Source organism: Aurantiacibacter zhengii (assembly GCF_003584125.1).
Taxonomy (GTDB): Bacteria; Pseudomonadota; Alphaproteobacteria; order Sphingomonadales; family Sphingomonadaceae; genus Alteraurantiacibacter; species Alteraurantiacibacter zhengii.
In genome coordinates, this window is sequence record NZ_QXFL01000015.1 from 16,226 (window position 1) to 31,810 (window position 15,585).

At 64.7% G+C, this 15,585-nt stretch carries 11 protein-coding genes; 5 read left to right on the forward strand and 6 right to left on the reverse strand.

Annotation, left to right across the window (positions count from 1 at the left end; genetic code table 11):
- Positions 1–13 precede the first annotated feature (13 nt).
- Positions 14–2,287 carry a xanthine dehydrogenase family protein molybdopterin-binding subunit gene (locus D2V07_RS17615; RefSeq protein ID WP_119588208.1) on the reverse strand — a complete coding sequence of 758 codons (2,274 nt, stop codon included), beginning with the start codon at positions 2,285–2,287 and terminating at the stop codon, positions 14–16.
- A 6-nt stretch (positions 2,288–2,293) separates the two neighbouring features.
- Entirely contained in the window at positions 2,294–3,262 is a 969-nt protein-coding gene (locus D2V07_RS17620; RefSeq protein ID WP_119588209.1) for an Mrp/NBP35 family ATP-binding protein, read from the reverse strand.
- 136 nt (positions 3,263–3,398) lie between these two features.
- Between D2V07_RS17620 and hflK the strand changes: the two genes are divergently transcribed.
- The 3 genes from hflK to D2V07_RS17635 all read left to right on the forward strand — a co-directional run bounded on the left by hflK (position 3,399) and on the right by D2V07_RS17635 (position 7,084).
- Positions 3,399–4,556 (forward strand): protease modulator HflK, encoded by a 1,158-nt coding sequence (gene hflK, locus D2V07_RS17625; RefSeq protein WP_119588210.1) that lies wholly within the window; start codon positions 3,399–3,401, stop codon positions 4,554–4,556.
- Between the two features lies 1 nt (position 4,557).
- Positions 4,558–5,397, forward strand: a complete 840-nt coding sequence (hflC, locus tag D2V07_RS17630; protein ID WP_119588211.1) for a protease modulator HflC — start codon at positions 4,558–4,560, stop codon at positions 5,395–5,397.
- Positions 5,398–5,542: 145 nt separating this feature from the next.
- Positions 5,543–7,084 (forward strand): Do family serine endopeptidase, encoded by a 1,542-nt coding sequence (locus D2V07_RS17635; RefSeq protein ID WP_119588212.1) that lies wholly within the window; start codon positions 5,543–5,545, stop codon positions 7,082–7,084.
- A gap of 114 nt (positions 7,085–7,198) precedes the next feature.
- Here D2V07_RS17635 and D2V07_RS17640 read toward each other — a convergent pair whose 3' ends face one another.
- The 4 genes from D2V07_RS17640 to D2V07_RS17655 all read right to left on the reverse strand — a co-directional run bounded on the left by D2V07_RS17640 (position 7,199) and on the right by D2V07_RS17655 (position 11,280).
- Positions 7,199–9,445 (reverse strand): transglycosylase domain-containing protein, encoded by a 2,247-nt coding sequence (locus tag D2V07_RS17640; RefSeq protein WP_119588213.1) that lies wholly within the window; start codon positions 9,443–9,445, stop codon positions 7,199–7,201.
- A 103-nt stretch (positions 9,446–9,548) separates the two neighbouring features.
- Positions 9,549–9,962: a peptide-methionine (R)-S-oxide reductase MsrB gene (gene msrB, locus D2V07_RS17645; RefSeq protein ID WP_119588214.1), complete on the reverse strand. Its 414-nt coding sequence runs from the start codon at positions 9,960–9,962 to the stop codon at positions 9,549–9,551.
- 222 nt (positions 9,963–10,184) lie between these two features.
- A complete protein-coding gene (locus D2V07_RS17650) occupies positions 10,185–10,856 on the reverse strand; it encodes a glutathione S-transferase family protein (protein ID WP_119588215.1) in 672 nt (223 codons plus the stop codon).
- A 64-nt stretch (positions 10,857–10,920) separates the two neighbouring features.
- Complete coding sequence (locus D2V07_RS17655) at positions 10,921–11,280, reverse strand: hypothetical protein (protein WP_119588216.1); 360 nt, start codon at positions 11,278–11,280, stop codon at positions 10,921–10,923.
- Between the two features lie 191 nt (positions 11,281–11,471).
- On the opposite strand from D2V07_RS17655, the gene D2V07_RS17660 reads away from it, so the two are divergent.
- Positions 11,472–12,902 (forward strand): NAD-dependent succinate-semialdehyde dehydrogenase, encoded by a 1,431-nt coding sequence (locus D2V07_RS17660; RefSeq protein WP_119588217.1) that lies wholly within the window; start codon positions 11,472–11,474, stop codon positions 12,900–12,902.
- A 603-nt stretch (positions 12,903–13,505) separates the two neighbouring features.
- The coding region (locus D2V07_RS17675) for a hypothetical protein (protein ID WP_158586893.1) at positions 13,506–15,585 on the forward strand (2,080 nt) is incomplete at its 3' end.

A 15,585-nucleotide genomic window follows, 5' to 3' on the forward strand; every position in this document is an offset into this window, starting at 1 on the left:
GGCGCAATCCGAGTCATGGCAGCGCCGATAGCAGCGGAAGGCGGCGCAAGCGAACGCCAGTTGCACTGGCAAAGGCATTGGCAACGGCAGGAGCCACCGGGGGAACGCCGATTTCGCCGGGATCGAACGGCGGGGCCACGCTCTCGACCAGTTCGATAACGATCTCCGGGCAGTCATCCAGCGATGGCATCGCAAGGGCCGAAAGCCGCCGGTGGGTGGGCAGCCCCTCTGCATAATCGGTGGAGCATCCCAGCGCCATGCCAAGACCGAACACGAGCCCGCCCTCGATCTGTTGCAAGGCGATGTCGCGGTTTACCACGCGGCCTATGTCCACGCAGGCGAACAGCCTGCGCGCGCGCAGGCCGCCCTCGCCCGCGCCCGCCTCTGCCACCACGGCAATACGGCCCACTGCGTCGCCCAGTTGCATGCGGTGACAGGCGATACCCTGCCCGCTGCCGGGGCGACCGCCATCCCAGTTGGCAAGGCGCGCGGCACGTTGCAGGACATCGGCCATGCCCGGATCGCCCCCCAGCATGGCAATGCGATAGCTCATCGGCTCCCGCTCATGCTCGTGCGCCAGCTCGTCGATAAAGCTCTCGCGCATGAAGCAATTATAGCCGTCCGCCTGTCCGCGCATCGGTGCAGTCGGCAGCATGATGGTGACAGGCACGTGCTCGACCGAGAGATTGGCGACGCCGTAGGGACCGGCAAGACCGGCGGTGGCGAACCGGTCCGATTCGCCTTCCAGCCCGTCGATCGCGGCCCAGCTGACCTGGTTATCGAACAGGCGGTTGCCGAATTCGCGCATGGTGGGCGGGCTGGCCACGCGCATGCGCAGCGCGGCGATATTCCCCTCGTCATCGGTTTGCGCGGCAAGCAGGCCTGCAGCAGGCGCACGCGGGTAGCTGGCGACCATTTCCTGCCAGCGCGACCACGTAAGCTGCACCGGCCTGCCTACCTCACGTGCCAGCAGGGCCACCTCGATGGCTGCGGCATTATCAAGCCGCCTGTCGAAACTGCCGCCCGCCGATACCGGATAGAGCACGACCTTGCTCACGCTCATACCAAGCGCCTTTGCCGCCGCCCTGCGTGCCTGCTCCGGCGCCTGCGTCGGCAGCCACAGTTCCAGGGTGCCATCCATCAGCCGCGCGGTGGCGCTCGTCGTCTCGATCGTGGCATGGACGCCCGGCGAGATTTCGTAGCGCCGGGCCACGTTGGGGACATACCCCTCGATGCCGTTGCCACGCTTTTCGAATACCGTGCCCGGCCCATCGGCAAGATGGCTTTCCAGCTGCTGCGAAATGGATGCGCTGCGTGCCGGGCGCTCGCTGCCGAAGCGGGGAGCAATTGCTTCCAGCGCCTGCTGCGCCGCCCACCAGTTGTCGGCAACGGCCGCCAGCCAGCGCTTGCCGCGCACCAGCTGGATCAGCCCCCGCTGCCCGCGCGCTAGCGATGCGTCGAAATCGAGCAGCTCGGCCTGATCGTGCGGACCGTGACGAATGGCGGCATGGACCATGCCCGGCAGGCGCACATCACCGGCGAAAATGTGGCTGCCATCCACTTTCGATGGCAGGTCGAGCCGGGGAAAGGCGGGTGCGATGTCGCTGGCATCGACGCCGGCAAGGACTGCCGGATCGGTGGGCGCGGCCGTCTTCAGCGGCGGCGGGTCCGGCGGGTCGAACCGCGCGGCTTCCAATGCCAGTTCGGCAAAGCTGGCTGCCTTGCCATCGTGGTAGATCACCCCGTTTTCCGCCCGGCACTGTTCCCACGGTACGTCCCAGCGCTCGGCTGCCGCCTGGGCCAGCATGCTTCGCGCCGCCGCCCCGGCATCGCGGCAGGCGGCTTCGTATGCGGCCAGGGTCGTGCCGCGCGCGGTGACGGTGAAGCGCTCGTCCTGCGCCCAGTTTCGCAGCAGGATATCACCGGGTTCGTCAGCCAGCGCCCGGATCAGCGGCTGCCACAACGGTGCCCACTCGGCCGCCAGGGGCAGGTTGGCATAGGCACCGCTGACCGGAGCAGGTTCCACCGCGACCTGGCGCCAGTCCGCGCCCATTTCCATCGCCACGATCTGCGGCAGGAGGGTGGTAACGCCCTGCCCCATTTCCAGCTGCGGCACGGCGACGGTTACGACGCCATCGGCAGCGATCTTCAGCCAGGCATCGACGGCGATCTCGTTATCGGCGGGAGCGAGGGGGTTGTCGAAACTGCGCGGCAGAAGGCTCCACGCCACCAGCAGGCCACCGCCGACCGCTGCACCTGCCAGCAACCCGCGCCGCGAGACCTGCACCGGGCGTCAGCCTTTCACCGTGCCGAGAAACCGGGCGAGATGCGCCGCGATCCCGGCAAAATGCGGGCCATGTTCGGTATCGGTGGCGGCAGGCGGTCGCCCGGTATCGCTGGCCACGCGGATTTCCATCGCCAGCGGAACCCGTCCCAGGAACGGCACGTCCAGCGACTTTGCCGCCGCTTCGGTACCGCCCTGACCGAACGGGTCGCTTACCGCGCCGCATTCGGGGCAGAGGTAGCCCGCCATGTTCTCAACCAGGCCGACGATCGGCACCTCGGCCTGCCGGAACAGGTCGATGGCGCGGGTGGCGTCGATCAGCGCAAGGTCCTGCGGGGTGGAGACCACCACCGCGCCTGCGGGCTTGAACTTCTGCAGCATGGTCAGTTGCACGTCGCCGGTGCCCGGCGGCAGGTCCACGATCAGCAACTCCGTATCGCCCCAGTCGGCCTCCATCAGCTGGCTGAGCGCCTGGCCGACCATCGGTCCACGCCATGCAATGGCCTTGCCCGCCTCGATAAGCTGACCCATCGAGAGGACCTTCACACCGAACCCGCTCTGCGTGGGAATCAGCGTCTGTCCCTCGGCGCGCACCTTTTCGTTGGTGGTACCCAGCAACAGCGGCTGGGACGGGCCGTAGATATCGGCATCGACCACGCCGACTTTCTTGCCTTCCCTTGCCAGCGCCACGGCAAGGTTCGTGGTGAGCGTCGACTTGCCCACGCCGCCCTTGCCCGAACCGACGACGATGATCTGGCGCTGCACCTTGTCCGCCATCAGCGCAACGCGCACTTCATCGACGCCTTCCACCGCGCCCACGGCCTCTTGCAGTTCACGCTCCAACTGGGCCCCGGCCGCTTTGCCAAGCCCGCTAGCATCCGCGACGATGGTGGCCACGCCATCCGCGAATCTGGTGGAGCGGACCATGCCGGAAAGTTCGGGTGGAATGGCGGCTGATACGGCTGCTTCACTACTCATGAGGGGGACTGCTAGCGCCTTCATCGCCCGAGGTCAGCAATATTGCCCCTAAGACCCCCTGTTTTTTGCGGAAAGCCTACCTATAGATAATGGCATGACACGTTTGGGTGGGTTTTTCGAAAGGTACGGCCTGGCAATGGCTGGCAAACGCAATCCCTGGGGAAAGCCCTCGGGCAGCTCCGGTGGTGGTGACGATGGCGGCGATGGCGGTGACGAGAGTCCTGGCGGCGGCGGCGACGATGCGCCGCCTCCCCGCGGGCCGCGCAATCCCTGGCTACCGGGTGGCGGTGGCAGTGGATCGGATCGCGGTCGGCGCAGCGCCAATATAGAAGACATCTTCAAGAACCGCGGCCCGGAAGGCCCGCGGCGTCGCGGTGGCGGCGGTCCGGGAGGGCCCAATTTCCGAATTCCGCAGCGACCGGGCGGCGGCAGCTGGTTCCCCATCGCCATGATCGCGATCGTCGCGGTCTGGTTACTGGCGACCTCTCTGCACTTCATCCAGCCGCGCGAACAGGCGACGGTGACCTGGCTCGGCGGCAAGTATTCGCGCACCCTCAATCCCGGTACGGCATGGACCGCGCCGTGGCCGCTCCAGACCGTTTCGATAGAGAACGTGAGCGAAATCCGGCGCGAGACTATCGGCGACGGAACGGAGAACCTGATCCTTACCGGCGACCAGAACCTGGTCGACCTCTCGTACCTGGTGCGCTGGAACATCAAGGACCTGGTGCTTTACGAATTCCAGCTGGCCGATCCGCAGGACACGCTGCGCGAATCCGCCGAGAGCGCGATGCGCGCCGCCATTGCGGAAACCGATCTCGACACGGTGCTGTCGGGTGCAGGCCGCGAACAGGTGGAAACGCGGGTGCGCGCCCGGATGCAGGCGCTCCTCGATTCCTACGGTGCCGGCATTGCCGTGCAGGGTGTGGAAATTGCCCGTACCGAAGCTCCGCAGCAGGTTATCGAGGCGTTCAACGACGTGCTGGCCGCGCGCCAGGATGCCGAGCGTAACCTGAACGAAGCGCGGCGCTACGAACAGCAGATGCTGGCCCAGGCCCAGGGTAGCGCGGCCGAGTTCAACGAAATCTACTCGCAGTACCGCCTCGCCCCAGAGGTTACCCGCAGGCGTCTTTATTACGAGACCATGGAGGGTGTGCTGCGCGATACCGACAAGACTATCATCGAGGCCGATGGCGTGACCCCATACCTGCCGCTGCCCGAGGTACGGCGCAGGTCGCAGGAAGCGCAAGGTCCCTCGCTTACCGTGAACCCCAACCAGCAGGGAGGGCAGTAAGATGTGGGAACGTTACAAGACCGCAATCATCGCGCTTGCCGTGGTGGCCGTGGTTGCGCTCAGCACCATCGTCATCGTGCCCGAAACGCATCAGGGCGTAGTAATCCGCACTGGTGAACCCGTCCGCGTCATCAACCGGTTCGACCCGGACGAGGCCTATGGCGAAACGGGTGCCGGCATCAGTTGGCGCCTGCCTATCGTCGAACGGGTGCAGATGGTCGACCGCCGTGTGCTCGATCTCGACATGGAAGGCGAAACCGTGCTGTCGAACGATCAGCAGCGCCTGGAGGTGAACGCCTATGCGCGCTATCGTATCTTCGATCCGGTGCTTTTCGTGCAGAGCGCTTCGAGCGAGGACCAGCTCGTCAACCAGCTCGAACCGATCCTGACCTCGGTCCTGCGCCAGGAACTTGGCCGCCGGACCTTTGCCAGCCTGCTGACGCCCGAACGCGGCACCGCGATGAGCAACATTCGTGCCGCGCTGGACCGGCAGGCGCGCCAGTACGGCGCGCAGGTTCTGGACGTACGGATCAAGCGGGCGGACCTGCCGCAGGGCACCCCCCTGCAGGCCGCGTTCAACCGCATGGAGTCGGACCGGCAGGAAGAGGCCGAGACGATCCGTGCCGGTGGCCGCCGCGATGCGCAGATCATCCGTGCAGAGGCCGAGGCAAATGCCGCCCGCATCTATGCCGAAGCCTACAACCAGGATCCGGACTTCTACGACTTTTTCCGCGCCATGCAGTCCTATCGGACCACGTTCGAAACCGGCGATGGCGAAAGTTCGATCATCCTGAGCCCGGACAACGAATATCTCCGCCAGTTCCGCAATCCCGGTCGCTGACCGGCCCGGAGCTGACGACTACAAATGTCGTTAAAGGCGCATTCAGCCACGTTGGAGTGGATAGCGCCTTGCGAGGACGGAACCATTTGCACCCCCATGCGAAAGCATTGGGCGGGGTGCATGTAGACAAGAGGATACAAAGGACGTGAAGCCAGTGCGATATTCATACGCTTTCACATCGGCCCTGCTGGCAGGCGGGGCAGCCATCTCCCTGCTGACCGGTTACCCGGCCGGCGCGCAGGTGGCGCAGAACGACCGTATCCAGATGCAGGACCGGGTTCCGATATCCGGCGCGCCCGCCAGTTTCGCGGACCTTACGGAAGTGTTGCAGCCGGCGGTGGTCAACATCTCTACCCGCCAGTCCATCACCATTCCCCAGGCGCAGAACCCCTTTGAAGGAACGCCGTTCGGGCAGTTCTTCAACCAGCGCCGTGGCGGCCCGCAGCGGCGTGAGGCAACGTCGCTGGGTTCAGGCTTCATCGTCTCGGCCGATGGGTACGTGGTCACCAACAACCACGTCGTATCCCCCGATGCCAGGGCGACGCTGGAAGAGGTGACCGTGACCCTGCCCAACGGCACCGAATACGCTGCCGAGCTTGTGGGCACCGATCCCTCTTCCGACCTGGCGGTCTTGAAGATCAGCCGTCCGGAACCGTTCCCCTTCGTCAATTTCGGTGACAGCGCACAGGCGCGCGTGGGTGATTGGGTGATTGCCATCGGCAACCCCTTCGGCCTTGGCGGGACCGTGACGAGCGGGATTGTCTCCGCCGTGCAGCGCAACACCGGCCAAGGCGGTGCCTACGACCGCTACATCCAGACCGATGCGGCGATCAACCGCGGCAACTCCGGTGGTCCGCTGTTCGACATGCAGGGCAATGTCATCGGCATCAACAATGCCATCCTTTCGCCCTCCGGCGGGAGCGTCGGCATCGGGCTGGCCATCCCGGCGGAAGACGCCGCACCGATCGTGCGCGCGCTGATAGCAGGGGAAGAGATCGAGCGCGGCTATCTTGGCGTGCAGATCCAGCCGGTTGACGATGATATCGCCGAAGCACTCGGCATCGAGGCAGGCATCGGCGAACTGGTGCAGGGCGTCCAGCCCGGCGAAGCCGCCGAAGGCGCGGGCCTGCAACCGGGCGACGTGGTGATTTCGGTCGACGGACAGGACGTGACGCCGGAGAACACCTTGTCTCGCATCGTTGCCAACATCGCGCCGGGCACCACCGTGCCGCTGACCTTTATCCGCAGCGGCGAACGCCGGCGTGTCAACCTGACCGTGGGTCGCCGCCCGAGCGAGGAAGAACTGCAGCGGCAGAACATGTTCCAGGGTAACGATGAAACCACCCCGGCACCGCAAGCGCCCGAGGGCGGCAGTGGGCTGATGGAAGATCTGCTGGGTATCCAGGCCGTGGAAATCACGCCCCAGATCGCCCGGCAGCTGGGCCAACCGGCTGATACCGATGGCCTCGCCATTACCGCAGTCGATCCCAATTCCGATGCCGCGCGGCGCGGGCTTGCCCGCGGGGTAATGATCCTGTCGGCCAACGGCCGTTCCGTAGGCAGCGTGGACGAACTCGAAGCGATCCTGCGCGACGTTCAGGAGGATGGCCGTGAAGCCGTACTGCTGCGCGTTCGCACCCGCCAAGGCCAGACCCAGTCGTTGCCGGTACGCTTCAACGACGACTGACCCACTGTCGAGAAAATTGAATGCCGGAGGGGGTGGTAACGATAGCGTTGCCGCCCCTTCTTTTTGCTTGTCGGGGAAAGGTGTCACCGGGGCACGCCCCGGGAGAACCCAGGGCTAAAACCGCTGTTCGTTCAGCCCGCTAGGCGCAGGACGGTAATTCTGCTGTCGCTCGTCGCGGGGCAGGTTTTGCCCGGTGGCACGTTCGAGGAAATCGTCGCTTGCCGCTGGCGGCGGCTCGCTACGGCGAGGGGCCGGGGTGCGATTGGGGGTAGGCGACGGAGACGGTCTGTCCATACCGCGTGGATCGAGCGGGTCTCTCTCCACGTCGGCACCCTCGCCCTCCACGTCGAAGCCATCGCCATAACGTCCGCGAGAGCCGCTCGGATCGACCAGGTTGCCCTGCTCGTCGATGTAGAAGTAGTAATCGTCATCCTCGCCGAAATAGAACTCGTCATCGGGCTCGAGCTGCCATTCGGGCAACTGGAGGTCGGTATCGAATTCCTCCACCGGTCGATCACGCACCGCATAGCGCATGAAAGCGGCAAAGGCCTGCGCCGGTGCGCGCCCGCCCGACAGGGCGGGAACGCGATCGTTGTTGTCCATGCCCATCCAGACCCCGGTGGTAATGCCGCTGGAGAAGCCGACGAAATAACCGTCGCGGTTGGAACTGGTCGTGCCTGTCTTGCCCGCCACGGGACGCCCGATCTGGGCGGCGCGACCCGTACCGGTGGCAACGGCAGTCTGCAGTAGGTCCGTGATACCGGCGGCGACATAATCGGGCACCAGGGTATAGGGACGCGTTTCCTTGTGGCGATAGAGTTCCTCGCCCTCGGCGGTGGTGACGCGCAGAATACCGTAGGGTTCGATGGATTGCCCGCCTGCGGAAACCGCGGCGAAGGCACGTACCATGTCGATCAGCCGCACCTCGGACGTGCCCAGCACCATGGAAGGGTACGTGCTGATGGGCGTGGTAATGCCGAACCGGCGCGCCATGCTGGCGACGTTGGAGAAGCCCACTTCGTTGCCCAGTTGCGCGGCGACGGTATTTTTCGAATAGGCAAAGGCGGTGCGCACGTCGATCTCACCGGCATAGGTGCCGCCGGAATTGCGGGGAGACCAGTCATTGATGGTCACCGGAACGTCCTGCACGCGGTCATCCGGCGTATAACCCGCTTCCAGCGCGGCGAGGTAGACGAACAGCTTCCAGGATGAACCCGGCTGACGCATCGCCTCGGTCGCGCGGTTGTAGCTTGAATTGACGTAGTCGGTGCCGCCTACCAGTGCCAGGATCGCCCCGTCGCGGTCGAGGCTGACAAGGGCGCCCTGCGCGCTGCCGGGCACGTTGGACTGGATGGCGGTGGTCGCCGCGCGCTGCATGCCAACGTCCAGCGTCGTCCAGACCTCGATCGGCTCGAACGTGCCGTTGGGCAGCAGCAGATCGAGCTGCGGCAGGGCCCAGTCGGTGAAGTAGCGGATAGAGTTCTGCCCTTCGGTGGTGGACAGCTTCACCGCGTCCACGTTCACCTGCCGCGCCACGGCCGGGTCCAGCCCGCCGTAACGCACCATCTGACCGACCACGACGTTGGCGCGCCCCACGGCGGCGTCCACGTCGGCGGTAGGCGAATAGCGGCTGGGCGCCTTCACCAGTCCGGCAATGATCGCAGCCTCTTCCAGGCTCAGTTCGCGCGCGGAGTGGCTGAAGAACTTGCGGCTGGCGGAATCGATGCCGTAGGCACCGCCGCCGAAATAGACCTTGTTAAGGTAGAGCTCGAGTATCTGGTCCTTCGAATAACGCCATTCCAGCGCCATCGCCAGGACCGCCTCGCGCAGCTTGCGGTCCAGGGTGCGATTGGAATTGAGGAAGACGTTACGCGCCAGCTGCTGGGTGATGGTGGAAGTCGCGGACACCTGCCGGTCCTCGACCGTGGCGTTATAGACTGCGCGGGCCAGGCCCATCGGGTCCACGCCGAAGTGCGAATAGAAACGGTGGTCCTCCACCGAGACCATCGCCTGCTTCATCACGTCGGGGATTTCGTTCGCTTCCAGCCACTGGCCATAGCTGGGCCCCAGTTCGACGATCTGCGACCCGTCGCGCGCGCGGACGAGGATCGTCTGGCCGTTCTGGCTTTCGCGCATCGACGCATAGGAGGGAAGGCTGCGCGAGGCGAAGAACACGGCGGTAACCAGCCCGATGACTGCCAGCAGGGCGACGAGCGTACCGGCGATTACGCCACGCTTCGTCCACCGCCACAGCGTGGCCTTCCAGCCGCGCTCGCTCGCTTCGCGCTCACGCGCTTTCGACGCGGCGCGACGCGACCGGTCACCTCTCTTGTTGGAGCTGCTGCCCCGCCGTCTGGCCATCTGCCGTCAAAATCCCGCAACTGCGCGCTGTTCAAGCACAATCAATCAGCTTGGTCACGCAATGCATAGGGGAAAGATAATCCAGCGTGAACGCCCCGAGCGCTCAGTCGCCCGGTTTTTCCTCCGGTTCGAACTCCAATGCCGCGGAATTGATGCAAAAGCGCAGGCCTTCCGGCCCCGGTCCGTCGGGGAATACGTGGCCCAGATGTCCTGCACACTTGCTGCACACCACTTCTGTGCGAACCATGCCGTGGGAAACGTCCTGGTTCATCTCGACGGCGGACTGGTCTGCCGGCGCGGTGAAGCTGGGCCAGCCCGATCCGCTGTCGTACTTGGCATCGCTTTCGAACAATGGCTGTCCGCAACCGGCGCACTTGTATTCGCCTTCGGACTTGTTCTTCTCGTACTTCCCGGTGAAGGCGCGCTCCGTCCCTGCCTCGCGCAGCACGCGGTATTGCTCGGGCGTCAGCTTTTCGCGCCATTCGGCTTCGGAAAGTTGCAGCTTGTCAGTTGTCATTGAACGACTCCTTGTTTGGCTCCTCGAGTGCCGGGCATAAGCTCGGGCGCGATGATGCACTTGCTTTCGTTTTGCGCCCGAACGTTTCCAGGCATCAACGGTCGAGAAGAATATCGGTTCGCACCCGGCGGACCGCAAGGGCGGCCGCCCAACCTCAGCGGGGCAGCTTGCTGCGCGTCTAGCGAGGACAACTGCGCAGGGGCGCAATCGCGAGACAAAAGATCACGCGTTCACGTCGGCATAATGCCGGGGTGCCGGAAGACCTTCCATCTTCTGGCTCAGCAGCGGCGCAAAGCTGGGGCGGCTTTTCATCACACGGTACCAGCCGTGCGACTGTTCGTGGCCGGACCAGTCGATCCCGCCCAGGTAATCGATCACCGATAGCTGCGCCGCCGCGGCGAAATCCGCCAGGCTGAGCTGCGCCCCGGCCAGCCAGCGACGGTTGTCGATCAGCCAGTCGAGATAGTCGAGATGCTCGTGGGTCAGCCGCATGGCAGCACGCAGCACGCCGCTGTCGGGCGACTGGCGCAGGATCAGCCGTTTCTTCATCTTCTCGTAAATCAGCGGTTCGGTGACATCGCCGTACAGCCCGTCATCGAAAAGCGCGGTGAGACGGCGAACCTCGGCCCGCGCGGCGGCAGAGCCGGGGATCAGCGGGCTCTTGCTCTCGGTTTCCTCGAAATATTCGCAGATCGCCTGGCTGTCGATCAGCACCAGCCGTCTCTCGGCATGATGCAGAACCGGGGTCTTGCCTGCCGGGTTCAGCGCGTGGAACCGGTCGTCATCTTCCCACGGATAGGCAAGCTGCAGGGTGTAGGGCACTTTCTTTTCGGAAAGGACCAACTGCACCTTGCGGCTGAACGGACAGAGCGGGAAATAGAAAAGTTGCCACATGCTTGCCTGTTGTTAATGCCGCAACAGCGGATTCAGGTCCAGCGCAGACAGTGGCCGGGCGTATTTATTCTGCGGGCAACAGTCCCAGGCACACCGGCATGACCGCATCGAGAGATCCGCTACCCCGCAGATCGCGTGCTTCGGCGGTCAACGCGGCGGCAATCTGTTCGCGGCTCAGCCCCGCCTCATCCATGACCTGTGCAGAGGCGCGGACGAAGAATTCGCGGCCGCGCTCCGCCAGTTCGGGATATTGCAGGGCCTCGGGACTGCCGCTTTCCTGCCCGTTGGCAACGATGGCGAAAGCCGCGGAACAGCGCAACAGCATGCGGTGGTCGAGACTGAGCTGCGGTGCGACGGCAGGCGACTGCGCCAACACCGGCGTGGATGCGGCGACAAGGGCGAAGGCAATGGCAATACGGATCATTGCGATACTCTAGCCGAGGCAAGCTGAACCTGCGCTATCGAATTTGGGGTACGACCATACGATGACGATTTGTTCGGCGCAGAGGTCGTGGCCGGACCGCACCGAAAGTGAGGTATGGCGTGGGCGGACGCATTTGGTTAGGGAACCCGCGCGAACGCCCGGCAGGGCAGGAAACCAAGAGGTAACGACAGATGACCCAATACCCCGCTCTCCACATGTACATCGATGGCGAGAAGGTTTCAGGAGGCGGACGCCAGACGTTCGATGTCGTGAACCCCGTGACGGGGGAGACGCTTGCCGAATTGCCGCTGGCCAACTCCGCTGACCTGGACCGCGCGCTGGATGCCGCGCAGCGTGGCTTCACAACGTGGCGTTACACCCCTGCCGCCAAGAGGGCGCGGGTCCTGCACGGCGCGGCGGCGCTGATCCGGGAGCGGGCGGCGGAACTGGCCCGCGTGGCGACGCTGGAGCAGGGCAAGCCCGTGGGCGAAGCGAAGATGGAAGCAATGGCTGTTGCCAGCTGGTTCGATTTCGCTGCCGGCGAGTGCCAGCGTCTCTATGGCCGCGAATTGGTGCGGCCCGTGGGCCAGCGCAGCGTGGTGCGGTGGGAGCCCGTGGGCCCCGTCGCAGCCTTCGCACCGTGGAACTTTCCGCTGGTAAACCCGGGCCGCAAGCTGGGCGCCGCGATCGCAGCGGGTTGTTCGATCATCATCAAGAGCGCGGAAGAAACACCGGCATCGGCGCTGGGCGTTTTGCAATGCCTGTATGATGCCGGGCTTCCCACGGAAGTGGCCCAGGCGGTGTTCGGCGTGCCCGACGAGGTGAGCCGCCACCTCCTTGCCAGCCCGGTCATCCGCAAGCTTTCCTTCACCGGTTCAACCGTGGTGGGCAAGCACCTGGCCAAGCTGGCAGCGGAGAACATGATCCGGACCACCATGGAACTGGGCGGACACGGTCCGGTACTGGTGTTCGACGATGCCGACATGGAAAAGGCGCTGGCCATGTCGGCGGGCGGCAAGGTGCGCAATGCCGGGCAGGTGTGCATCTCTCCCACCCGCTTCATCGTGCAGGAAGATGTGTTCGAGAAATTCCGCGAGGGCATGGCCGAAAGGCTTGCCGCGACCGTGGTCGGAAACGGGCTGGAAGACGGTACCCAGATGGGCCCGATGGCCAATGCGCGCCGTCCCGATGCCATGGAAAAGTTCGTCGCGGACGCGAAGGGCAAGGGCGCGCGGATCGATACCGGCGGCGAACGTATCGGCAATCAGGGCTATTTCTTCCAGCCGACCCTCCTCAGCGAAGTGCCGCTGGAAGCGGAGGTGATGAGCGAGGAGCCTTTCGGCCCTCTGGCGCTCATCAACCCGTACAGGAACGAGGACGACATGATCGCGGAGGCCAATCGCCTGGCCTATGGCCTGGCCGGGTATGCCTGGACCAACGACGTGCAGCGCCAGCGCCGCCTGGCGGATGCGCTCGAGGTGGGGATGGTAGGCATGAATACGCACATGGTCTCCTCCGCAGACGCGCCGTTCCAGGGCGTGCAGTGGTCCGGCCACGGTAGCGAGGATGGACCGGAAGGCGTTAAGGCCTGCATGGTGGTAAAGACCGTTCACGAGGCATGATGCGAGCCGGCACCTGACCGGCTGCGGAGCGGCCTTGGTTGGCGAATTGAGAACACCCAGGGCGGCGCGCATCCCGCTTCCCCGAAAAAGACCCGGTAACAGGGTTTTACCGCGGCTGGATAGCTTCCGGTAATGCGGACTCCTGCGCTTCTAAATCTGGCGCACGAGCCGCTAAATGCGCGGGAAATTTTAGTTCTTCCTGAGACCCTTTATGATGACAGGCAACTTCTTCCCATGACCCCTCGCACCTCGTCGCCTCATTCTCTGGAAATAAAGCCCATTCTCAGGAACTTGGTCTCAGATAGAAAAAAGTATCAGTCGCATTAACTTCGCGTGTTTGCTTTCGTGTGCACCGGTCTAGACGACGTTTTCTTTTAAATTCTCGCATTTTTGTCATGCATTTTTTAAAAATTGGCGTAGCCTCCCCCCAGCCCAGAATCGGGCAACCGCTGCAGTCGGGGGACTGCGACGGGCAATTGGGGGACAAAATTTACATGGATAGCCAGGGTTTTTCCCTCCTGCCGTCGCACCCGTCGATTTCGGCCCGGTTCGACCAAACAGGAGGATTTTATGCGCAATTCGGAACCGAAAACATTCGGTAAAATGACGACCATGACGCTCGGCGCGTCAGGTCTCGCCATCGCCACCGTCGCCATGGTAGGTGCCACGCCTCACATTGCGTCAGCTGAAGAATGTTTGCTGGACAACGATGGAACGCCGGGTGCGACAGCGGGCGATACGACGGGCGGTGCTTCGGCCGCTGCAGGTCAGGCGATGGCATGCGGTCCGAACGCGTCGGCCGATCACCAGGGAGCAACGGCGATCGGCGATGACGCCGAAGTGACCGGCAACCAGGGCACCGCAGTCGGCTGGTTATCCGAAGCAGCTAGCGGCGGTACTGCCGTCGGCGTTGGTGCTGACGCCACCGGGGTTTTCAGTACGGCGATTGGCTCCCAGTCCGATGCGAGTGGTCTCCAATCAACTGCCGTGGGCGGAGGAGTTGTCGCTTCCGGTGATTTCTCAACCGCAATCGGTGATCAGAACACCGCAAGCGGCGCATTGAGCGTTTCTATTGGACGATTGGCAGTAGCCGACGAGGATAGCAGCGTCGCCCTTGGTGCAAACACCAATACCGACCGCGCCAACAGTGTTGCGGTCGGCGGACGCCAGATCACGCAGGTCGGCGCTGCCACCCTCGGCACGGATGCCGTCAACCTCAACCAGCTGAACGCGGTGCAAGCCACCGCAAACAACGCGCAGGCAGCAGCCAATGCCGCGCAAACCAGCGCAAACACCGCACAGACGACCGCCGATAACGCGCAGGCCGCAGCCGATGCGGCGCAGGCCACGGCCGATGCCAACGCCGCCGCGCTGGACTATTACGATGTGAACAGCGCGGACGCCCCGGCCGATGCCTCGGCACCCGGCGCGGTCGCGATTGGCGGCGGCGCGCAAGCCACCAGCGAGAATGCCGTGGCCATTGGCGAAGGCGCTATTGCATCGGGCTCCACCGCAGTGGGTGGCGGCGCGCAGGCGACAGGTGCGGATTCCGCAGCTTTCGGTGAGAACGCCATCGCCAGCGGAGACAGCAGCTCCGCCCTCGGCGAAAACTCCTCCGCCACGTTCGAGAATTCGACTGCCGTTGGCGAATCCGCCTCCGCATTGGGTGATCAGAGCACGGCTGTCGGTCAGGGCAGCCTTGCCAATAGTGGCGGGGCGACCGCCGTTGGTCAGGGTGCAACCGCAGACGGGTCTCGCAGTACTGCCGTGGGCATCAATTCGACGACCAACGGTCTCGATTCGACAGCCATCGGCTCCAACGCCGACGCCCGCTCCGCCAATGCCACGGCCATCGGCCACGATGCCGCGGCAGACGGCGACGGTTCCTTCGCTGCATCGGACAACGCCCTCGCCAATGGCGATGGCGCAACCGCGGTCGGCACGGACACGCTGGCTTTCGGTGAGAACGCCTCGGCCTTCGGTGCTGGCTCCCGCGCCGAAACCGTCGGCGCCACGGCCCTGGGTGCTGGCTCTCTCGCTGACGACGTCGACTCGACGGCTGTCGGCCAAGGGGCAATCGCCGATGGTGAAGCTGCCGTTGCTCTGGGCAACCGGGCAAGCGCGGTAGGCGAAAACGCCGTAGCCGTTGGCGATATCGCCACGGCCAACGGTGCGGACTCGACCGCCATCGGTGCCAACGCCGACGCCCGCTCCGCCAACGCCACGGCCATCGGCCATGACGCTGCGGCAGACGGTGACGGATCTTTCGCTGCATCGGACAACGCCCTCGCCAACGGCGATGGCGCAACAGCGGTCGGCACAGATACGCTGGCCTTCGGTCAGAACGCCTCGGCCTTTGGTGCGAACTCCCGCGCCGAGACCGTGGGTGCAACCGCCGTTGGTGCCAACTCCTTCGCTGACGACCTCAACTCGACCGCCGTCGGCCAGGGTGCGTTCGCCGATGGCGAAGCAGCCGTTGCCCTGGGCAACCGGGCGAGCGCGGTAGGCGAAAACGCCGTAGCCGTTGGCGACATCGCCACGGCCAACGGTGCGGACTCGACTGCCATCGGTGCCAACGCCGATGCCCGCTCCGCCAATGCCACGGCCATCGGCCACGATGCCGCGGCAGACGGTGACGGATCTTTCGCTGCATCGGACAACGCCCTCGCCAACGGCGATGGCG